Genomic DNA, 20,348 nt, shown 5'->3' on the forward strand with positions numbered 1-20,348 from the left:
TATCCATGAGTGAAGATAAGGCGATCTGGCCTCCGATCGAGCCGATTTCAGCCGGCCTGCATGGCCGCTGCCCGCGCTGCGGCGAGGGGCGGCTGTTTTCCGGCTTCCTCACCGTCGGCAAGCGTTGCGTCAATTGCGGTCTCGATTACTCCTTTGCCGATGCCGGCGACGGGCCGGCCGTGTTCGTCATCCTGATCATCGGCTTCATCATCGTCGGCCTGGCGCTCTGGGTCGAAGTGACGCTAAGCCCGCCGCTGTGGCTGCATCTGCTGATCTGGATCCCGCTGGCCTTGGTGCTGTGCCTTACGGCGCTGCGGTTGATCAAGGGCGTGCTGCTCACCTTGCAATACGCCAACAAGGCCGCCGAGGGGCGACTGGATCGCGGCGAATGAACGAAGCTTCCCTCAACGATCGCGGCCGTTCGCGGCCAAGGTCGGCATTGCTGCTCGGCCTTGGCCTGCTTCTGCTCGGGATCCTGCTGGCACTTGGCACCTGGCAGGTCCAGCGCCTGCACTGGAAGGAAGGTCTGCTGCGGACCATCGACCAGCGCACGCACTCGGCGCCACTGCCGCTTGCCGAGGTCGAGAAGCAATTCGCCTCGACCGGCGACGTCGACTACACCCCGGTCACGGTCTCAGGCACTTTCCTGCATTCCGGCGAGCGGCATTTCTACGCGACCTGGGAAGGGGACGCCGGCTTCAACGTCTACACGCCGCTGGCCCTCGACGATGGCCGTTTCGTCCTGATCAATCGCGGCTTCGTACCCTATGACCTCAAGGATGCGGCCAAGCGCGCCAAGGGACAGGTGACGGGCAAGGTGACCATCACCGGGCTTGCCCGCAATCCGCTGCCGGCAAAGCCGTCCATGATGCTGCCCGACAATGACGTGGCCAAGAACATCTTCTACTGGAAGGACCGCGACGTCATGGCCGCGAGCGCCGGCCTGCCGGCCGGGTTCACGCTGGTGCCGATCTTCATCGATGCCGACAAGACGCCGAATCCCGGCGGCCTGCCGGTCGGGGGCGTCACCATCGTCGACCTGCCGAACAGCCATCTGCAATATGCTGTCACCTGGTATGGCCTGGCCGCGGCGCTCGCCGCCGTCCTCATCCTGCGGCTTCGCCGGCCCGCGAAAGAGGAATGAACGCGACCGACGCCTCCTTTCCAACCGACACCCCATTTCTGCCGACGCTCTTGACAGGGCAGGGGTGGGCACCTCATTTCGGCGCTGACGAACCGGCAGGATTTAATGCTTCACACAATCGCCAAGCCTCCCCTGACGATCCGGCTCTGCCAGCCGCGCGGTTTTTGCGCGGGCGTTGACCGTGCCATCCAGATCGTCGTGCTGGCATTGAAGAAATATGGCGCGCCGGTCTATGTCCGCCACGAGATCGTACACAACCGCTATGTCGTCGAGGGCCTTCAAAGCCTTGGCGCCGTGTTTATCGAGGAACTTTCCGAGATTCCCGCCGAACACCGCCAGTCGCCGGTCGTCTTCTCGGCGCATGGCGTGCCGAAGTCCGTGCCGGCGGACGCGCAGGCGCGCAACCTGTTCTATCTCGACGCAACCTGCCCGCTGGTCTCCAAGGTCCACAAACAGGCGATGCGCCACCAGCGGCTCGGCCGCCATGTGCTGTTGATCGGCCATGCCGGCCACCCCGAGGTGATCGGCACCATGGGGCAGTTGCCGGAAGGCGCGGTCACGCTGGTCGAGACCGAGGCCGATGCCGCCCGGCTCGAGCCCGCCGATCCCAAGGCACTCGGTTTCGTCACCCAGACGACGCTCTCGGTCGAGGATACCGCCGGCATCATCCGCGCATTGCAGGAACGTTTTCCGGACCTGCAGGCGCCGGCGGCGGAATCGATCTGCTACGCCACCACAAACCGCCAGGAAGCGGTCAAGGACACCGCTCCGGGCGCCGACCTCTATCTGATCGTCGGCGCGCCCAATTCCTCGAATTCGCGCCGTCTTGTCGAAGTTGCGGAACGCGCCGGCGCCGCCATGTCGCTTCTCGTGCAGCGCGCCGCCGAAATTCCGTGGAATGACATCGGCAGCATTTCGACGCTCGGCCTGTCGGCGGGGGCATCGGCGCCGGAGATCATCGTCGATGAGATCATCGACGCGTTCCGTCAGCGTTTCGATGTGACCATCGACCTGGCCATCACGGCCACCGAAACAGAGGATTTTCCGGTCATGCGGGTATTGCGCGATGTCGAACTGACGCCGGCCGACATGGCCTTCGTCAACGGGGCCGCGTAAGGCACATGGCCGTCTATACCGACGTTGCGGAGGGCGAACTCGGCGCTTTCCTGAAACACTATCCGGTCGGCGACCTCCTGTCCTACAAGGGCATCGCCGAAGGCACCGAGAATTCGAACTTCCTGTTGCACACCTCGAGCGGTTCCTACATCCTGACGCTCTACGAAAAGCGCGTCGAGAAGGCGGATCTGCCGTTCTTCCTCGGGCTGATGGGCCATCTCGCCAACAAGGGCGTGTCATGTCCATTGCCGGTGACCGCGCATGACGGCAGTGTCATCGGCACGCTGGCCGGCCGGCCGGCGGTCATCATCACTTTCCTCGAAGGGCTTTCGCTACGGCGGCCGACGGCAACGCATTGCGCCGAGGTCGGCAAGGCGTTGGCCGCGCTCCATCTGGCCGGCGCCGATTTCCCGATGAACCGGCCCAACGCGCTTGCCATCGACGGCTGGCGCAAGCTTTGGGACTCGGCTCGCGCCCGCGCCGACGAAGTCGAACCGGGACTGGCGGCCGAGGTCGATGCCGACTTCGCCGATTTCGAGCGGAACTGGCCCAAGGGCCTCCCCGAAGGCATAATCCATGCCGATCTTTTCCCCGACAATGTCTTTTTCCTCGGCGAGAAGCTCTCGGGTCTGATCGATTTTTATTTTGCCTGTGACGACCTCTATGCCTACGACGTCGCCACCTGCCTCAACGCCTGGTGTTTCGAGAAGGATTTCTCCTTCAACCTCACCAAGGGCAAGGCGCTGCTTGCAGGTTATCAGAGCGTGCGCCCGCTGAGCGTGGAGGAGAAGGCGGCGCTGCCAATGTTGGCGCGCGGCTCGGCGCTGCGCTTCATGCTGACCCGGCTCTACGACTGGCTGACCGTTCCTGACGGCGGGCTGGTGATGAAACGCGACCCGACCGAATACATCAGAAGGATGCGGTTCCATCGGGCGATCAGATCGGCTTCGGAATATGGATTGGCCTGATATGGGGTATCATGAGCAAACAGGTTGAAATCTTCACCGATGGCGCCTGTTCAGGCAATCCCGGCCCCGGCGGCTGGGGCGCCATTCTGCGCTTCAACGGCGCCACCAAGGAACTCTCCGGCGGCGAAGCCGAGACGACCAACAACCGCATGGAACTGCTGGCCGCCATCTCGGCGCTGAATGCGTTGAAGGAGCCTTGCACGGTCGAGCTTCATACCGACAGCAAATACGTCATGGACGGCATTTCCAAATGGATCCATGGCTGGAAGAAGAATGGCTGGAAGACCGCCGACAAGAAGCCGGTCAAGAACGGCGAGTTGTGGCAGGCGCTGGACGAGGCCAACCGCCGCCACAAGGTCACCTGGAACTGGGTCAAGGGCCATGCCGGCCATGCCGAGAACGAGCGTGCCGACGAACTGGCCCGGGAAGGCATGGCGCCGTTCAAGAAGGGTTCTTTCAAGCCGACGGTCTCACTGTCCAAGCCGGATGTCCAGGCAAAGCAGCCGCTGGCCCCGAAGGCGCGCCGATCGACCCAGAGCTATTGAGCCTCGGATCGTCGCGGCCACAACCGAACGGAGCGCCTCCGTCATGACGATTGCCTACTACATCACCCATCCCCAAGTTCAGATCGACGCCACCATTCCGGTACCGGATTGGGGCCTGTCCGACATTGGTCGCGCAAGGGCGAACGCAATGCTGGTTCAGCCGTGGATCGCGTCGATCGGGCGTGTGGTGTCGTCGGGCGAACGCAAGGCGGTTGAAACCGCCGAAGTGCTGGCGCGGCATCTCGGCCTTGCCGTGCAGGTGAGGGAGCGGATGCATGAGAACGACCGGTCATCGACGGGTTTCCTGCCGCCGCCGGATTTCGAGGCGGTCGCCGACCGGTTTTTCGCCAATCCGCATGAAAGCGTTCGCGGCTGGGAGCGGGCCATCGACGCGCAGCGGCGCATCCTCAGCGAGGTCGAGGCCGTGCTTGGTGAGGGCGGTGCTGGAGACATCGCCTTTGTCGGACATGGCGGCGTGGGAACGCTGCTCCTTCTTGCCCTGGGCGACCGCGAGATCAGCCGCGCGGCGGATCAGCCGGCCGGCGGCGGCAACTATTTCGCCTACGATATCCCCGCGCGCCGCATTCTCCATGGATGGCGGCCGATGGACCGGCTGCCCTGACTGTCTGACGGGCGTACGCATCGGGTCGGGCCTGGTTCTTCTGGTGACGTTGCGGTTGCTCAAGGGTGGGAGTAATATTTCCTACCACGGAGCATGCGATAAGGACGCAGCATGGCAAACGTTGAAAAAATGAGCGTGGCTGTGACCCCGCAACAGGCAGCCCTCATGCGAGAGGCTGTGGAAGCGGGCGAGTATGCCACCGCAAGCGAGATTGTGCGTGAAGCGGTGCGGGATTGGCTGGCCAAGCGCGAACTGCGGCATGACGATATCCGCCGGCTGAGACAGGCATGGGATGAAGGCAAGGCAAGTGGGAGGCCGGAGCCTGTGGATTTCGACGCGTTGCGAAAAGAAGCTCGGCGAAAGCTGACGGAAGCCTCGCGGAATGGCCGTTAGGCTGGTCTGGTCGCCCGCAGCCAGGGCTGACCTCATCGACATCTACGTGGCGATAGGCAGCGAAAACATACGGGCGGCCGATCGTTATTATGATCAGTTGGAAGCGCGGGCCCTGCAACTGGCGGACCAGCCGCGCATGGGTGTCAGGCGATCGGATATCAGGCCTTCCGCACGAATGCTGGTGGAGGCCCCGTTTGTACTGCTCTACGAAACGGTTCCAGACACGGACGATGGCCCAGTCGAGTGGGTTGAAATCGTCCGCGTGGTGGATGGGCGGCGGGATCTGAACCGTTTGTTCTAATTGCCTAACGGATCAGCAGCGCCGTTCCCCAAAGCCCAAGCGCGAACACCGTGTGCGAGACCAGGTTGAGCGCACGGATTTGCATCGGGTTCGGCCGCTTTGAAGCCGCCCAGCCGGCGCCCATGCCCGGCGCCAGCAGGAACCAGCCGGCGCCGACGGTGACGATGCCGAGGATGAAGGCCGGCAGGAAGGTCGGCGTGGCCAGCCAGCCAGCGCCCGCCAGCACCACCAGGATGATGCCGTAGACGATGCCGACGAAGTAATGGAAAGCCCAGCCCAGCGCTTTCTCATGGGCGTAGGGCGTGGCATCGCCAATATCGTCGTGAAACACCTTGTCGCGGAGGTGCCAGACCCAGCGCCCGACCGGCCCCCAGTTCGGCCGTGGCTGGCCGAACGCTTTGTGCAGGAAGAAGGCCCAGATATCCATCAGGACGGTGGCGCCGATGCCGATCGCGACAGCGCGCCAGAAGATGTCAAACATCGTTGGAATTCCCCCGAGAGCCGGCAGTTCTGAAGCGCGGCGCTTGTCAGGCGAGGCCAGCCATCGCGGCCCCGCCTTAGCGGCCCTGGAAGCTCAGAGCTGGCCCAGAATATGAGCCGCGCCGGACTCGTCTACGCCGGGTTTGGTTTCGACATTGAGCGCGGTGACCTTGCCATCGTCGATGATCATCGAAAACCGCTTCGAGCGCAGGCCCATGCCGCCACCGGAATAGTCGGCGTCGAGACCGACCGCCTTGGCGAAGTCCCCGTTACCGTCGGCCAGGAACAGGATCTTGCCTTCTCCGCCGGTAAAGCGCGCCCAGGCGCCCATGACGTGAACGTCGTTGACCGAAACGACGGCGATCGTATCGACGCCGCGCGCCAGTATCGCGTCATGGTTCTCTAGATAGCCAGGCAGATGGTTGTTGCTGCAGGTCGGCGTGAAGGCGCCGGGAACGCCGAACAGTACCACTTTCTTGCCCGGGAAAATCTCGGCCGACGTGATCGGCTTGGCGCCGTCGTCGGTCATGGTCTTGAAGGTCGCCTCGGGCAGCTTGTCGCCAACGGAGATGGTCATGAGTTCCTCGCTTGGGGATGGGGAAGGACGCGTGCTTGCGTAGCGAACTCGGCGGCTTCCTGCAACCATGGCAGCGCCGCCATCACGGAAAGGGCAGCAACCCTTCGACCGCGCCCGCCGAACTCGTCAGCGTATAGTGGAGCCCGCCATCCGTCGGCGTCGTCGAGGGGCGATCGAGGATCGGCACGGTGAAGATCAACTTGCCGTTCTTTTCCGCGCGCGAAGGGGTGCCGAACATATAGTCGCGCTCGCCGGCGACGAAGAAATCCGCTGCCTGCGGATCGCCGGGAAAACTCGCTTCGACCACCAGCGTTTCGTGATCGCCCGGCAGCACCTTGATGCCAAACTCAGGCTTTGCAGCAGCCGGCAATGCGGTGAAGCTCGCCTTCACCAATGCCGCGTCGTCGGCATTGTCGGGATCGGAGGCGGGGTCGACGCTCAGCCGTGTCTGCACGGGGATGCAGATGGTTTCGCAAATACCGAGAAAGATGTCGGCATCGATGACCGCCGGCTGGTTCGGCGTCGCCAGCGTGAACGTCACCGGCAGCGAAACGGGGTAGTTGTAGCCGGCCCATTTGCCGTAGCCATCGTCGTGGCGCTGCGGCGCGGGAAACGACAGCGTCGCATCGGCGATATTGGTGCTGGCCGAAACGTCGAGCTGCGGCGGCACGCCTGCGTCACCCGGGTCGCGCCAGTAGGTCTTCCAGCCGGGTTTGAGCGCTATATCGAGAACGCCCTGGATGCGGCCCGCATCGTCGGGCTTGCCTGACGTCACCAGCCGCACCTTGCCGCCTTCGCTGCTGTACCAGGCGGAGGAGGAGGCGGTGGCGGGGAGCGCCGTCGCCAATCCAATGGCGGCACAGAGCAACAGGATTTTCAAGCTTTGCATGGGCGTGATTTGATCGTCCGTTCGTGGCCGCGCAATGATTTCATGGCCGTGCCGATATCATATTTGCGTGACCTTCGCGGCCAAGCCAAGGGCCGGCCTCGCAATATGGGCTTTGGTCGAATCCGGCGCGGCGCATCTTTTCGGCGCCCGGGAAACGCGTTACCCTCCCTGTCATGGATTTGTTGCGCCATAAGAAGACAGCCGCCGTTCCCGGCTTTCTCGACGATCAGTTCCTGATTGCCATGCCAGGCATGAAGGACGACCGTTTCACGCGCTCGGTGATCTACATCTGCGCCCACAGCGATGAAGGAGCGATGGGCCTGATCATCAACCAAACGCAGCAGATGCTGTTTCCCGACCTTCTGGTGCAGCTCGGCATCATGAACGAGCAGGAAGCGATCCGCCTGCCGGCGCAGGCGCGCGATTTCGTCGTGCGCAATGGCGGGCCTGTCGACCGCAGCCGGGGCTTTGTCCTGCATTCGGGCGACTATCGTGTGGAATCCTCGCTCACCGTTTCCGACGACATCTGCCTGACCGCGACGGTGGACATATTGCGGGCGATATCGTCAGGGCGCGGGCCGCGTCGCGCGCTGATGGCGCTTGGTTATTCCGGCTGGGGAGCCGGCCAGCTGGAAACCGAGATCGCCGAGAATGGCTGGCTGACCTGCCCGGCGACGCCGGAATTGCTGTTCGACGCCGATATCGAGCGCAAATATGACCGGATTCTCGCCTCGATCGGCATCGATCTCGCGCATTTGAGCCTGGCGGCCGGCCACGCCTGAGGCCGCCTCCGCCAACCCTCGAGATTAGCCGAATCCTCCCACCTTCGTCATCCCTGGGCGAAGCAGGAGCGAAGCTCCGTCGCGAAGACCCTGGGGTGACGAAGGGACAGCGGCGACGCGGCTGCGCTCCATCACGCCTGCGTCAGCGGATATTGCTCTTTCAGCGTCTTCAGCACCTGGTCGCCCGGCATTGGCGCGCCGAACATGAAGCTCTGCACATATTCGCAGCCCATCTGGCGCAGCTCCAGCGCATCGCGCTCGTCGGAAATGCCCTCTGCGACCACCGAAAGGCCGAGCTCATGCGCCATGTTGACCATCGATTTGAGCAGCACGGCGCGCTTGGGCGTGCTGTCGTCGACGAAGCTCTTGTCGATCTTGATGGTGTCGAACGGGAACCGCGTCAGATAGGCGAGCGACGAATAGCCGGTGCCGAAATCGTCCAGCGACAGGCCAATGCCGAGCTGTTTCAGCTTGGTCAGCACATGGGCGGTCTGCTCGGGATTGTCCATGACCAGGGACTCGGTGAGTTCGAGCCGGAAGCAGCGTGGTTTCAAATTGGCGCGCGCTATCACGGAACGCACATCGCTGACGAGGTCGCGACGGATAAGCTGGCGGCTGGACAGGTTGACCGAGACCGATAGCGGCGCATCGCCGATCTGCTTTTGCCATCCCGCGAGATCCTCGGCCGCCTGCTGCATGGCGAACAGCCCAAGCTGCACGATCAGCCCGCAGCTCTCGGCGACCGGGATGAAATCGGCGGGCGGGATCATGCCGCGGCGCGGATGGTCCCAGCGCAGCAACGCTTCGAAGCCGGCGACGCTGCCGTCCTCGAGCCGCACGATCGGCTGATAGGCCAGCGTGAATTCGCGCCGCTCGATGGCGCGCCGCAAGTCGGATTCGAACTGCAAGCGGTCGGTGCCGACGGTGCGGAACGCAGGGCGGAATGGCTCGATCCGGTCGCCGCCGAAGCGCTTGGCCTGATGCATGGCGAGCTCGGCATCCTTGACCATGTCCTCGGCCGAGGTCTGCGCCGAGGTCCAGGTGATCAGGCCGATCGAGGCGGTCAGCACGATCTCGCGCTTGGCGAAGGTGATCGGGTTGTTGATCGCGTGCTTGATGGCATCGGCGACGCCCGCGATGCGGGCGGGATCCTGCTCGGACAGCAGCATCAGCGCGAACTGGTCGCCGGCGAAGCGCGACAGCGAATCCTTCGGCTTGAGCAGGCGGTGCAGGCGCCGCGCTATGGTGAGCAGGATGGTGTCGCCGGCCGAGATGCCGAGCCCGTCATTCACCTGCTTGAAGCGGTCGATGTCGATGACGAAGACGGTCGGCCGCACCTTCTCTTCGGTGCGGGCGATCGAGATGATCGCCTCAAGCCGGTTCATGAACAATTCGCGATTGGGCAGGCCGGTCAGATTGTCGTGCACGGCGTCGTGCAGCAGTCGCTCTTCTGATTTCTTCTGTTCGGTGACGTCGACCATGGTGCCGACGCAGCGGATCACCTCGCCATCCGATCCGATCACCGGACGCGCGCGCAGGGCAAACCAGTGATAGTGCCCATCGGCGCCGCGCAGCCTGAAGTTCTGCGCCACCCGGCCGCGGCGGTGTTCGAGCACCACGTCGAGCGTCGTGCGGAACGTGTCGCGGTCATCGGCATGCAGCACCGGCAGCCAGTTGCGGGCGGCACCGCCCAGGCTGTTGGGGGCAAGGCCGAGCTGGATGCTGACATCGGGCTTGGTAACGACGCGGTCGCGCAGAACGTCCCAGTCCCACACCGTATCGCCCGATCCCGCGACGGCCAGCGCCTGCCGCTCGAGGTCGGAGAACAGCCCCTGATGCAGCGCGCCACCGGCAAAGGCGTGCTGCATGACAGTGAAGCCGATCAACAGGATGATCAGGATCAAACCGCCGCCAAGTGCCGGCTGGGCGATGTCGTTGTCGAGCATGCCGGTGATTGCCATCCACGATCCGCATAGCCACAACAGCACCATGACCCAACTGGGCACAAGCATGATGGCGCGGTCATAGCCGCGAATGCCGAGGAAGATGATCAGGCCGAGCCCGGTCAGCGCGGTGGCGGCGAACGAGATGCGGGCGATGCCCGCGGCCACCGCCGGATCGACGATGGCGACACCGGCGATCAAGAGCAGTCCCAGGATCCAGACCAGGGCGCCATAGCTGAAATGGCCGTGCCACCGGTTGAGGTTGAGATAGGCGAACAGGAAGACCACGAAGGTCGCCGCCAGCGCCACCTCCGTTCCGGCCCGCCACATCTGTTCGTTGCCGGGCGAAATCTCGATGACCTTGTTGAGGAAGCCGAAATCGACGCAGATATAGGCAAGCACCGCCCAGGCGAGCGCTGCCGTCGCCGGGAACATCGATGTTCCCTTGACCACGAAGAGGATGGTCAGGAACAGCGCCAGAAGGCCGGCGATGCCGATGACGATGCCGCGAAACAGCGTGTAGGAATTGACCGAATCCTTGTAGGATTCCGGATCCCAGAGGTAGACCTGAGGCAGCTTCGGCGAGGCAAGCTCGGCGATGAAGGTGATCACCGTGCCGGGATTCAGCGTCACCCGGAACACGTCGGCGTCGGGGCTGGTCTGGCGGTCGAGCGCGAAGCCCTCGCTGGGCGTGATGGCGGCGATGCGCGTCGAGCCCAGATCCGGCCAGAAGATGCCGGAATTCACCAGCCGGAAATGCGGCGCGACGATCAGCCTGTCGAGCTGCTGGTCGGTGGTGTTGGCGAGCGCGAACACTGCCCAGTCGCCGGTCGAGCGGGCATCGTTGGCCTCGACCTCGATGCGCCGCACGATGCCGTCCGGCCCGGGCGCGGTCGACACCTGGAAGTTCTCACCCTGGTTGCGGTAAATCTCGACGGCGCGCGAAAGATCGAGCGCGACATCGTCGCGGGCAATCTTGATGGGTTCGACGGCAAAGGCCGACGAAGCCGCGCACAGCGTCAGCATCGTCGCCAGCAGAAAGGCGAACAGCGGCCCGTTTCGCAGGAAATTCGTCAAAAATCAGTCCTTCGTTCCAGCGCCCGGGGGATCGTCGGCGATCCGGGCGTAGAGGTAATGGTCCTGCCAGATGCCGTTGATCCTGAGATAGGATCGCAGAAGTCCTTCGCGCCGGAATCCGGCTTTTTCAAGCACGCGGATCGACCTGATGTTGTCGGGAATACAGGCGGCTTCGATCCGGTGCAACCTCAGCGTATCGAAGGCGAAGCGGGCCACCACCTTGACCGCGTCGGTCATCAGGCCGCGGCCGCCGAAGCGCTCGCCGATCCAGTACCCGACATGACCGCTTTGCGAGACGCCGTGGCGTATGTTGCCGAGCGTGATGCCGCCCGCGAGCTTGCCGCTCGATTTCTCGAAGATGAAGAAGGCGATCGCCGTTCCCTGTGCGTAGTCCTCGCGATAGCGGCTGATGCGCAGGCGCCATGCCGTGCGGTCGAGTTCGTCCGGGGTCCAGCGCGGCTCCCAAGGCTCCAGGAACGCCCGGCTTTCGCCGCGCACCGCCGACCACTCGCGATAGTCGTTGGTGAACGGCACGCGCAGCGTGACGAGGTTGCCCTTCAGTGCCGGCAGGTCACGGCGAAAGAAAGGGAGCGCGAACACGGCGCTTGGGACTTAGACGGCGAGTCTGCGGGCCGTGGTCTGCGTGCCCGGAAGCGAATCGAGGATCGCCTCGTATGGTGCCAGCGTACCCACGGGCCCGACAGCGGTAAGCGTCGGCTTGGTCGAGAACATCCGCGACGACAGGTCGGTCAGCCGCTCCACCGTCAGCGCCGACAGGCGCTCCATCAGCTCTTCCTTTGCGATCGGCCTGCCGAATAGGAGCAGTTGCCGCGCGATCTGCGAGGCGCGGCTGGCCGGGCTCTCGGCGGACATGATCAGCCCGGCGCGATACTGGGCGCGCGCACGGTCGAGTTCTTCCTGCAGGATGCTCTCGCCGGCCTTCTGCAACTCGTCGATGATGACAGGCACCAGTTTGGCGATATCGCTCTGCCCCGTCGCGGCATGAACGCCGAATATGCCGGTGTCGGAAAAGCCCCAGTGGAAAGCATAGACCGAGTAGCAGAGGCCGCGTTTCTCGCGGACCTCCTGGAACAGACGCGACGACATGCCGCCGCCGAGGATCATCGACAGCACCTGCGAGGCGTAGAAGTCGCGCACATGGTAGGCGCGGCCCTCGAAGCCGAGCACGATCTGCGCGTCCATCAGGTCGCGGTCCTCGCGGAAATCGCCGCCGACATATTGCGCGTATTGCGGAATGGTGCTGTCGGCCTTGCTGCGGAAGCCGCCGAGCCGTTTTTCGACCTCGCGCACGAACTTGTCGTGCTTGATGTCGCCGGCGGCCACGATCACCATCCGCTCGGCGCCGTATTGGCGCTCGATGAAATCGTGCAATTGCTTCGACGTGAAGGATTTGACGGTTTCCGGCGTGCCCAGGATCGAGCGGCCGATGGTCTGGTGGCGAAAGGCCGTCTCGGTGAACCGGTCGAACACGATGTCATCGGGCGTGTCATGCGCGGCGCCGATCTCCTGCAGGATGACGTGCTGCTCGCGCTCGAGTTCCTGCGGGTCGAATTCGGACTCCTGGAGGATGTCGGACAGGATGTCGACGGCCAGCGGCACGTCGTCGGACAGCACCCTGGCGTAGTAGGATGTGGTCTCGACGCTGGTGGCGGCGTTGATCTCGCCGCCGACGTCCTCGATTTCCGAGGCGATCTCGAAGGCGCTTCGCCGCTTCGTCCCCTTGAACGCCATGTGCTCGAGCAGATGGGCCATGCCATGCTCGTCTTCGCGTTCGTTGCGGGCACCCGACTTGACCCAGGCACCCAAGGCAACCGATTCGATACTTGGAAGGGTTTCGGTGGCGACTGTCAGGCCGTTCGACAGACGGCTTACCTCAACACCCATATGGCTCTTACTCCCTAACGCGCCGCCCGCGCGCGGCGACTGACGTAATCTTCCACCATTTTCAGGTCGGATGGAAGTACCGTGTATTTTTCCTCAAATGTCATCAATCCACCTAGCCATGCGGGCAGGGCGGGCGAGACGCCGCTGGCGGCCTCGACGGCGGCCGGGAATTTCGCCGGATGCGCGGTGCCCAGCACCACCATCGGCAAGGCGCCCGAAGCCTTGCCCGCCGCCACATGCACAGCTGCCGCCGTATGCGGATCGAGCAGGTAATTGCTGGTCGCGAGCGTCGAGCGGATGGTGGCGGCGACCTCATCCATCGTGGCGCGGCCGGCATCGAATTCGGACCGCATTCCGGCGATTTCCTGGGCTTCGATGGTAAAAGCGCCCGATTGCTTCAGGCTGGCCATGTAGCGCCGCACGGTCGCCGCGTCGCGGTTTGATGCCTCGAACAGCAAACGTTCGAAGTTCGAGGATACCTGGATGTCCATCGACGGCGAGGTGGTCGCAAAGACCCCTTTGGTCCGGTATTCGCCGGTCGCGAAAGTACGGGCGAGAATGTCGTTGTCGTTGGTGGCGATGACCAGCCGCTCGATTGGCAGCCCCATCTTCTTGGCGGCGTAGCCGGCGAAGATATCGCCGAAATTGCCGGTCGGCACGGTAAAGGAGACCGGCCTGTCCGGTGCACCGAGCGACAATGCCGAGGAGAAATAATAGACGATCTGGGCCATGATGCGCGCCCAGTTGATCGAATTGACCCCCGACAGCGACACCCGGTCGCGAAAGCCGTGATCGTTGAACATATCCTTCAGCAGGCCCTGACAGTCGTCGAAATTGCCGTCGATCGCCAGCGCATGGACGTTGTCGGCTGTCGAGGTCGTCATTTGCCGCTGCTGCACCGGTGAGACGCGACCATGCGGAAAGAGGATGAAGATGTCGGTGCGGCTGCGCCCGGCGAAGGCGTCGATGGCCGCGCCACCGGTATCGCCCGACGTGGCGCCGACGATGGTCGCATGCTGGCCGCGTTCGGCAAGCACATGGTCCATCAGCCGGGCGAGCAACTGCATCGCCACGTCCTTGAACGCCAGCGTCGGCCCATGGAAGAGTTCGAGGACAAAAGTGTTGGCGCCGGTCTGCACCAAGGGGCAGACAGCCTCATGTCGAAAGGTGGCATAGGCTTCGCGAACCAGGCGCTCGAAGACCGGCGCGGCGATTTCGCCGCCGAGGAACGGCGTCAGCACGCGGATGGCGAGGTCGGGATAGGCAAGGCCGCGCATGGCGCGGATGTCGGCTGCCGAGAAGTGCGGCCATTCGCGCGGCACATAGAGCCCGCCATCGCGCGCCAGACCGGCCAGGACGGCGTCGGAAAATCCAAGCGCGGGCGCTTCGCCGCGGGTACTCACATATTGCATGTCACTGATCCGTTCGCCGCTGGTTTTCCGTTCACCACAAGGTGGTTAATTTCTGTGCCGGCTCTAGTCGCATTTTTGCCGCGCGGTTGATATACGTCACCAGCTTTGCGAGAGGGAAGTACGGTTTCATGGCGTTTCGTATATCAAGTGGTCGCTTTTTGGCGGGTCTTGCGCTCACGGGCTTTATGCTTGCCGTCGCCGGCTGCCAATCAGGCGACAACGGCATCCTGAACCTCGGTTTCGGCAAGAAGGACCCGGCGGCGCCACCGCCGCCGCAGGATCCCAAGGTGCTGGCCAGCCAGCTGAACGCGTATTGCCCAAGGGTGACGGTGCGCGATGGCACGGCGTTCTTCAACACCTATGTCAACGAGGTCCAGAAGCCCAAGCCGAAGCTCAAGAAGACCGGCGACGCCGCCGCGGATGCCGCGGCCCAGGCGGCGGCTGACGCCGCTGCTGCTACGCCGCCCGACGATTCGGCGAGAATCATCTACCAGGCGTCGATCAGCGACGTGACCCGCGATTGCAGCCGTAGCGACGGACAGCTGACGATGACGATCGCGGTTGCCGGCAAGATCGTGCCAGGACCGAAGTTCACGCCCGGCACCATCACCATGCCGATCCGCACGGCGGTCATGCACGGCACCGACGTGCTTTATTCGCAGATCCACCAGTATCAGGTCCAGGTGACCGATCCCTCGGTCGCCACCCAGTTTGTCTTCACCGATTCCAATATCGTCGTGCCGGCGCCGACGGCGCAGGACTATCAGGCCTATGCCGGTTATGACGAAACCGCGCCGAAGGCGACGACCGACAAGCCGAGGAAGAAGACCCACAGGAAGAAGGCCGCCGCGACGAACTAGGCGGCTGTCGGTCTGGCGTGCGTCGAGGAGGACGCACGCATCTCAGGCATCCGCGGACCACTCCGACAGCGCCGCGATAACGCTTTTCAGCTCCGCCCACCGCCGGATCACCGTTTCGGCGCCGGCCTCCGTCAGGGCATCGGCATGGCCGGGATAGCTGTGGCTGGCGCCCGTGAAACCGATCACGCGCATGCCGGCGGCCCTGGCGCCGGTGACGCCGTGCACGGAATCCTCGATGACGAAGGTGTTCGCCGGGTTGGCGCCGAGTTTTTCGGCGGCATGCAGGAAGACGTCCGGCGCCGGTTTGGTCTTCCCGGTCGGCGTCTCCATCGCCGAGAAGATGCGTCCGGCGAAGAACGGCAGCAGATGCACCTTCTCCAGCATGAACTCGATCCGATCCGAACGAGAATTGGAGCAGATGCAGCGCTGCGTCGTGACCGAGGCGACCGCTTCGCGCACACCCTCGATGGCGCGAACGTCGCTGCGCAATTTGCGGTCGACCAGTTCCTCGGCGCGATCGATCAGCGACACCTGGAACGGGATCTTCGATTTTTCCTCGATCCGCATCAGTATGTCCTTGAAAGTCAGGCCGGCATAGGTCTCCGCAATCTCCTCCGCCGAGATTTCATATCCGGCCAAGGTTATCAGCTCAGCCTCGACCCGCGCGGCGATGATTTCGGAATCGACGAGCACGCCGTCGCAATCGAAGATGACAAGATCTGGCTGGGGCATGGTGGTCCGGACGATGGAGGATGGAAGAATGGCCGCTCGGGGCTCGAGCGGCGCGGCATACACCAATGGGCACGGCTTCGCAAACTCCTGCACGGGATCGATAAAGCTTCACCGAATATTTACGCTGATCGGTAACCATAACGGGGAGTAAACAGTAACGCGTGCCTCGGGTGTAAAAATGTCAGCCGTGCGTCTTCTCGACGAGCTCTCCCATGCTCCCCAGCAATCCGAATGGCTGGACACGATCCTGAAAGGCGATTGCGTCGCGGCGCTCGACCGCCTGCCGGAAAAGTCGATCGACGTCATCTTTGCCGATCCCCCCTACAATCTGCAGCTCGATGGCGATCTGCACCGTCCCGACCAGTCCAAGGTCGACGCGGTCGACGACGACTGGGACCAGTTCGAGAGTTTTGAGGCCTATGACGCCTTCACCCGCGCCTGGCTGCTGGCGGCGCGCCGGGTGCTGAAGCCCAACGGCACGATCTGGGTCATAGGCTCCTATCACAACATCTTCCGCGTCGGCGCCAAGATGCAGGATCTCGGCTTCTGGATCCTCAATGACGTCGTCTGGCGCAAGACCAACCCGATGCCGAACTTCCGCGGCCGCCGCTTCCAGAATGCGCATGAGACCATGATCTGGGCCTCGCGCGATCAGAAGGGCAAGGGCTATACGTTCAACTATGAAGCGCTGAAGGCGTCGAATGACGATATCCAGATGCGCTCCGATTGGCTGTTCCCGATCTGCACCGGCGGCGAGCGCCTGAAGAACGACAATGGCGACAAGCTGCACCCGACGCAGAAGCCCGAGGCACTGCTTGCCCGTATCATGATGGCGTCGACCAAGCCGGGCGACGTCGTGCTCGACCCGTTCTTCGGCTCCGGTACGACGGGCGCCGTGGCCAAGCGCCTGGGCCGCCACTTCGTCGGCATCGAGCGCGAGCAGGCCTATATCGACGCCGCCAATGACCGCATCGACGCCGTGCGGCCGCTCGACGAAGCGGATCTCACCGTGCTCACCGGCAAACGCGCCGAGCCGCGCGTCGCCTTCGTCAGCCTGATCGACACCGGACTGATGACGCCCGGCGCCACGCTCTATGACGCCAAGAAGCGCTGGGCCGCCAAGGTTCGCGCCGATGGCACGGTGGCGATCGGCGACAGCGCCGGCTCGATCCACAAGATCGGCGCCGAGGTGCAGGGGCTGGATGCCTGCAATGGCTGGACCTTCTGGCATTATGAGCGCAGCGGCGGCTTGACCCCGATCGATGAACTGCGCCGCATCGCCCGTCTAGGCATGGAACGGGCAGGGGGCTGACCCCTGCCGTTTCCTCCTATTTCGTTGATTCAAAATCTCAACGGATCGCCGGAACCGATTCGGATCAAGCCTTTATTCCAAACCGCTCAAGATCTGCTTTAAGCGTGGCGGCATCGGTGAACAGCACCGCTTGCCAGCCAGCGGCCTTGGCGCCGTCGACGTTCTTCTGGCTGTCGTCGATGAACAGTGTCGCGGATGGTTCGAGGCCGAACGCCGCCACGTGATGGTCGTAGATGTCGCGGTCGGGCTTGATCTTGCCGATATCGCCCGACACTGTCACGCCGCGCGGACGGCTGAGAAAATCGAAGCGCTGCCGGGCTTCGGCCAGCGTGTCGGAAGCGAAGTTGGTCAGCATGGTCACGTCGTGTCCGCTTTCGATCAGGCCCAGCATGATGGCGACGCTGTCGTCATAGGCGTGCGGCACCATGTCGTTCCAGTAGCGGCGGAAGTTGCGGATGTTTTCCGCGTGCCCGGGATGGTCAGCAATCAGCAGCGCCTCGGCCTCTTGCCACGTCCGGCCACGGTCCTGCTCGAGGTTCCAGTCATGCGTGCAGACATTGTCGAAAAACCACTGTCTCTCCCCGGCATCGGGAATGAGGCGACTGAACGGGATATTGGGATCGTAGTGGATCAGCACCTTGCCGATGTCGAAAACGATGTGGCGAATTTCAGTCATGGAGCCTCTTTGTACCTGATGGCGACGGTTTTTTCGTCGCGCCGGGTATTGCAGCCTCGATTGCCTTTTTCATGACAGTCGGCAGCGCCTCGCCCGAAATCTCACGGGCGGGCGACCAGAAATGCCCTGCCAGCGCATCACCTTTGATGTGGGCGCGAAAGACTTCGAGTTCGAGCGCGAAATGGGTGAAGACATGCGTGATTTTGCCGGCGTGCCGCCAATCGCCGGGGAAGGGTGCTGCCGCCTGCGTGGTGGCTCCGTCCGCCCGTGCCGTCCAGGCCGTGGTCGGCACTTCCGTCATGCCGCCAAGCAGCCCCTTTTCCGGCCGCTTGCGCAAAAGAATGGCGCCGTCCTCACGCACGGCCACGAAAGCCGCGCCTCGCCGCAGCGGTTTGTCGGCCTTCGGCAGCCGTACCGGGAAATTCTCGGGGTCGCCTGCAATGACGGCGCTGCAGTCCTCGCGCAGCGGGCATAGCATGCAGCGCGGCCGGCGTGGCGTGCAGATCGTGGCCCCCAGATCCATCATCGCCTGGGCGAAGTCTCCTGGCCTCGTTGCGGGCACCATGCGCTCGACATGGGCCCGTATCTCGGCCTTGGCTTCGCCGAGCGGCGTCGTGATCGAAAACAGGCGTGAGATGACGCGCTCGACATTGCCGTCGACAACGGCTGCGGGGCGGTGGAAGGCGATCGCCGTTATTGCCGCCGACGTATAGGCGCCAATCCCCGGCAATTCTCTAAGGCCGGCCTCTGTGTCGGGAAACCGGCCGCCGCGCGCCGCCACCAGATCGGCGCAGGCCTTGAGGTTGCGGGCACGGGAATAGTAGCCGAGCCCCGCCCAGGCTTTCATCACATCCTCGGTCGGCGCCGCGGCCAGCGCCGTGACATCGGGCCATTGCTCGACAAAGGCACGGAAATAGGATTTCACCGCTTCGACGGTGGTCTGCTGCAGCATCACCTCGGACAGCCAGATACGGTAAGGGTCGGGCCGCACACCGCGTGCATGGTCGCGAGGGCTCACGCGCCACGGCAATTCGCGATGATGCACGTCGTACCAGGCGAGCAGGCGTGACGCAGTGTCGTCTGGGATGGCCTTGCGGGTCTGGTCTGCTGGTGCCATTGATCTTGCGTTGGCCTGGCCGGTATCTGCTGGGTCGTGGCTGGAGAACGCACATGGCAGGGAAAAGGCGCTTCGGCAATCCCGTTCCGGTGAGCGATCTCGCCACCGAGATCCTCGATCCGGTGCTGCGCAAGCGGGCAGGCATCTCGATCGGCCTCGTCCAGTCCTGGGAAGAGATTGCCGGACCACGCCTCGCCACCCACTCGCGGCCCGAAAAGATCCAGTGGCCGCGCCGCCTGCACGAGGACGATCCGTTCGAGCCGGCCGTGCTGGTCATCGCCTGCGAAGGCATGGCCGCGCTTCATCTGCAGCACGAGACCGGCGAGATCATCAACCGGGTGAATGCCTTCCTGGGTTTCACCGCGATAGGCCGCATCAGGATCGTGCAGAAGCCGGTAAGCTCGGGAAAAGCCCGGCCCAGACCCGCCCTCAGGGCACTGAGCGCGGCGGAAAAGGCGAAATTGGCCAATACTGTCGGGCTGATCGAGGATGACGGGCTACGCGCCTCGCTGGAACGGCTGGGTGCGACCATTCTGGGCGGGAGGAAAGTTTAGTTCGCACTGGAAATAGTCATAGCTTTGTCGTTAATCTCGCGCATTCGTGATCGCCCTTGTCAGGTTTCACGATTGGATTGGGGACAGGGATGCCTTAATTCGCGCCAACTCTCGCTTTTTCGTGCCTTTGCATTGCAAAATCCAACCCTTATCAGGTGATTCGTATGAGCCGTCCCCCGTTTGGCCAAAGCTTCTCTCGCAGAAACGTCCTGACTTCGCTTGCAGCCATCCCGGCGGTGGCCCTGCTTGCCGCCTGCAGCGATTCCGGGGAACAGGCGAAGGCCGCGGATGTCAAGCCCGCGGACCCGGCAACGCCCGCAAAGCCGGCCACGCCCGCCGCGGTCCAGGTGCCGGAAGCGCAAGGCACCGTGGATATGGCTGAATTGCTGAAGCCGGGTGCGCTGCCCGACAAGCAGCTCGGCAAGGATGACGCCAAGGTCACCATCGTTGAATATGCTTCGATGACCTGCCCGCACTGCGCGCATTTCGCCGAGACCACCTTCCCGGATTTGAAGACCAAGTACATCGATACCGGCAAGGCCCGTTACATCCTGCGCGAATTCCCGTTCGATCCGAGCGCCGAAGCCGGTTTCATGCTGGCGCGCTGCGCCAAGGATAACTATTTCCCGATGGTCGACGTGCTGTTCCGGCAGCAGGCGAACTGGGTCGGCGTGTCCAACACCAAGGATGCGCTGCTGCAAATCTCGAAGCTCGCCGGTTTTACACAGGAGTCCTTCGAGGCCTGCTTGACGGACCAGAAACTTCTGGACGATGTGAGATCGGTCCAGAAGCGTGGCGCCAATGAATTCAAGGTCGACTCGACACCGACCTTCTTCATCAACGGTAAGACCTACAAAGGGGCGATGTCGATTGAGGAAATGTCGGCCATCATCGACCCTCTGCTCTGACATCGGCTCAGCGCTGAAGCGGCAGCGCTCCGGCG

General features: G+C 63.5%; 23 protein-coding genes. 13 read left to right on the top strand and 10 right to left on the bottom strand.

Annotated features, from left to right (window positions below; translation table 11 throughout):
• Positions 1 to 5 precede the first annotated feature (5 nt).
• The 8 genes from FJ948_RS15700 (at position 6) to FJ948_RS15735 (ending at position 5,089) form a co-directional block, all read left to right on the top strand.
• Entirely contained in the window at positions 6 to 392 is a 387-nt protein-coding gene (locus tag FJ948_RS15700; RefSeq protein ID WP_140705831.1) for a DUF983 domain-containing protein, read from the top strand.
• Entirely contained in the window at positions 389 to 1,144 is a 756-nt protein-coding gene (locus FJ948_RS15705) for an SURF1 family protein (protein ID WP_181173677.1), read from the top strand. Before FJ948_RS15700 ends, FJ948_RS15705 begins: the two co-directional genes overlap by 4 nt.
• 105 nt (positions 1,145 to 1,249) lie before the next feature.
• The gene (gene ispH / locus FJ948_RS15710) at positions 1,250 to 2,260 is read left to right on the top strand and encodes a 4-hydroxy-3-methylbut-2-enyl diphosphate reductase (protein ID WP_140705833.1); all 1,011 of its coding nucleotides are present in this window, start codon (positions 1,250 to 1,252) and stop codon (positions 2,258 to 2,260) included.
• A gap of 5 nt (positions 2,261 to 2,265) precedes the next feature.
• Complete coding sequence (locus FJ948_RS15715; protein WP_140705835.1) at positions 2,266 to 3,228, top strand: homoserine kinase; 963 nt, start codon at positions 2,266 to 2,268, stop codon at positions 3,226 to 3,228.
• A gap of 11 nt (positions 3,229 to 3,239) precedes the next feature.
• On the top strand, positions 3,240 to 3,773 hold the full coding sequence (rnhA, locus tag FJ948_RS15720) for a ribonuclease HI (protein WP_140705837.1): 534 nt from the start codon (positions 3,240 to 3,242) through the stop codon (positions 3,771 to 3,773).
• 43 nt (positions 3,774 to 3,816) lie between these two features.
• On the top strand, positions 3,817 to 4,395 hold the full coding sequence (locus FJ948_RS15725; protein ID WP_140705839.1) for a histidine phosphatase family protein: 579 nt from the start codon (positions 3,817 to 3,819) through the stop codon (positions 4,393 to 4,395).
• Positions 4,396 to 4,506: 111 nt separating this feature from the next.
• Positions 4,507 to 4,788 carry a type II toxin-antitoxin system ParD family antitoxin gene (locus FJ948_RS15730; protein WP_140705841.1) on the top strand — a complete coding sequence of 94 codons (282 nt, stop codon included), beginning with the start codon at positions 4,507 to 4,509 and terminating at the stop codon, positions 4,786 to 4,788.
• Positions 4,778 to 5,089, top strand: coding sequence for a type II toxin-antitoxin system RelE/ParE family toxin (locus tag FJ948_RS15735; RefSeq protein ID WP_140705843.1), 312 nt, complete (start codon positions 4,778 to 4,780; stop codon positions 5,087 to 5,089). Before FJ948_RS15730 ends, FJ948_RS15735 begins: the two co-directional genes overlap by 11 nt.
• A gap of 4 nt (positions 5,090 to 5,093) precedes the next feature.
• On the opposite strand, the gene FJ948_RS15740 is transcribed toward FJ948_RS15735, so the two are convergent.
• The 3 genes from FJ948_RS15740 to FJ948_RS15750 form a co-directional block, all read right to left on the bottom strand.
• Positions 5,094 to 5,570, bottom strand: coding sequence for a DUF2938 domain-containing protein (locus FJ948_RS15740; protein ID WP_140705845.1), 477 nt, complete (start codon positions 5,568 to 5,570; stop codon positions 5,094 to 5,096).
• Positions 5,571 to 5,663: 93 nt separating this feature from the next.
• Positions 5,664 to 6,146: a peroxiredoxin gene (locus FJ948_RS15745; protein ID WP_140705847.1), complete on the bottom strand. Its 483-nt coding sequence runs from the start codon at positions 6,144 to 6,146 to the stop codon at positions 5,664 to 5,666.
• An 82-nt stretch (positions 6,147 to 6,228) separates the two neighbouring features.
• A complete protein-coding gene (locus FJ948_RS15750) occupies positions 6,229 to 7,035 on the bottom strand; it encodes a protein-disulfide reductase DsbD domain-containing protein (RefSeq protein ID WP_140705849.1) in 807 nt (268 codons plus the stop codon).
• A 173-nt stretch (positions 7,036 to 7,208) separates the two neighbouring features.
• On the opposite strand from FJ948_RS15750, the gene FJ948_RS15755 reads away from it, so the two are divergent.
• Positions 7,209 to 7,817 carry a YqgE/AlgH family protein gene (locus tag FJ948_RS15755; RefSeq protein ID WP_140705851.1) on the top strand — a complete coding sequence of 203 codons (609 nt, stop codon included), beginning with the start codon at positions 7,209 to 7,211 and terminating at the stop codon, positions 7,815 to 7,817.
• A gap of 131 nt (positions 7,818 to 7,948) precedes the next feature.
• Here the strand turns inward: FJ948_RS15755 and FJ948_RS15760 are convergent, their stop codons facing one another.
• Genes FJ948_RS15760 through thrC form a run of 4 tightly spaced genes read right to left on the bottom strand, consistent with a single transcriptional unit; the run spans position 7,949 to position 14,154 of the window.
• Positions 7,949 to 10,837 (bottom strand): EAL domain-containing protein, encoded by a 2,889-nt coding sequence (locus FJ948_RS15760; RefSeq protein WP_140705853.1) that lies wholly within the window; start codon positions 10,835 to 10,837, stop codon positions 7,949 to 7,951.
• Between the two features lie 3 nt (positions 10,838 to 10,840).
• Positions 10,841 to 11,437, bottom strand: a complete 597-nt coding sequence (locus FJ948_RS15765) for a GNAT family protein (RefSeq protein WP_140661409.1) — start codon at positions 11,435 to 11,437, stop codon at positions 10,841 to 10,843.
• Between the two features lie 12 nt (positions 11,438 to 11,449).
• Positions 11,450 to 12,742: a pitrilysin family protein gene (locus tag FJ948_RS15770; protein ID WP_140705855.1), complete on the bottom strand. Its 1,293-nt coding sequence runs from the start codon at positions 12,740 to 12,742 to the stop codon at positions 11,450 to 11,452.
• 14 nt (positions 12,743 to 12,756) lie between these two features.
• On the bottom strand, positions 12,757 to 14,154 hold the full coding sequence (gene thrC, locus FJ948_RS15775) for a threonine synthase (protein WP_140705857.1): 1,398 nt from the start codon (positions 14,152 to 14,154) through the stop codon (positions 12,757 to 12,759).
• A gap of 128 nt (positions 14,155 to 14,282) precedes the next feature.
• On the opposite strand from thrC, the gene FJ948_RS15780 reads away from it, so the two are divergent.
• Positions 14,283 to 15,014, top strand: coding sequence for a hypothetical protein (locus FJ948_RS15780; protein WP_140705859.1), 732 nt, complete (start codon positions 14,283 to 14,285; stop codon positions 15,012 to 15,014).
• Positions 15,015 to 15,056: 42 nt separating this feature from the next.
• Here FJ948_RS15780 and FJ948_RS15785 read toward each other — a convergent pair whose 3' ends face one another.
• Complete coding sequence (locus FJ948_RS15785; protein WP_140705861.1) at positions 15,057 to 15,746, bottom strand: HAD family phosphatase; 690 nt, start codon at positions 15,744 to 15,746, stop codon at positions 15,057 to 15,059.
• A 178-nt stretch (positions 15,747 to 15,924) separates the two neighbouring features.
• On the opposite strand from FJ948_RS15785, the gene FJ948_RS15790 reads away from it, so the two are divergent.
• The gene (locus tag FJ948_RS15790; RefSeq protein ID WP_140705863.1) at positions 15,925 to 17,058 is read left to right on the top strand and encodes a site-specific DNA-methyltransferase; all 1,134 of its coding nucleotides are present in this window, start codon (positions 15,925 to 15,927) and stop codon (positions 17,056 to 17,058) included.
• A gap of 64 nt (positions 17,059 to 17,122) precedes the next feature.
• Here FJ948_RS15790 and FJ948_RS15795 read toward each other — a convergent pair whose 3' ends face one another.
• Together FJ948_RS15795 and mutY are read right to left on the bottom strand one after the other, a co-directional pair.
• The gene (locus tag FJ948_RS15795; RefSeq protein WP_140705865.1) at positions 17,123 to 17,734 is read right to left on the bottom strand and encodes an HAD family phosphatase; all 612 of its coding nucleotides are present in this window, start codon (positions 17,732 to 17,734) and stop codon (positions 17,123 to 17,125) included.
• A complete protein-coding gene (mutY, locus tag FJ948_RS15800; protein WP_140705867.1) occupies positions 17,727 to 18,851 on the bottom strand; it encodes an A/G-specific adenine glycosylase in 1,125 nt (374 codons plus the stop codon). The genes FJ948_RS15795 and mutY overlap by 8 nt, the downstream gene beginning before the upstream one ends.
• Positions 18,852 to 18,904: 53 nt before the next feature.
• Between mutY and FJ948_RS15805 the strand changes: the two genes are divergently transcribed.
• Both FJ948_RS15805 and FJ948_RS15810 read left to right on the top strand, forming a co-directional pair.
• Positions 18,905 to 19,405 carry a DUF721 domain-containing protein gene (locus FJ948_RS15805; protein ID WP_140705869.1) on the top strand — a complete coding sequence of 167 codons (501 nt, stop codon included), beginning with the start codon at positions 18,905 to 18,907 and terminating at the stop codon, positions 19,403 to 19,405.
• A gap of 164 nt (positions 19,406 to 19,569) precedes the next feature.
• Complete coding sequence (locus tag FJ948_RS15810; protein WP_140705870.1) at positions 19,570 to 20,313, top strand: DsbA family protein; 744 nt, start codon at positions 19,570 to 19,572, stop codon at positions 20,311 to 20,313.
• Positions 20,314 to 20,348: the final 35 nt, after the last annotated feature.

Source organism: Mesorhizobium sp. B2-3-12 (assembly GCF_006442205.1).
Classification (GTDB): domain Bacteria; phylum Pseudomonadota; class Alphaproteobacteria; order Rhizobiales; family Rhizobiaceae; genus Mesorhizobium.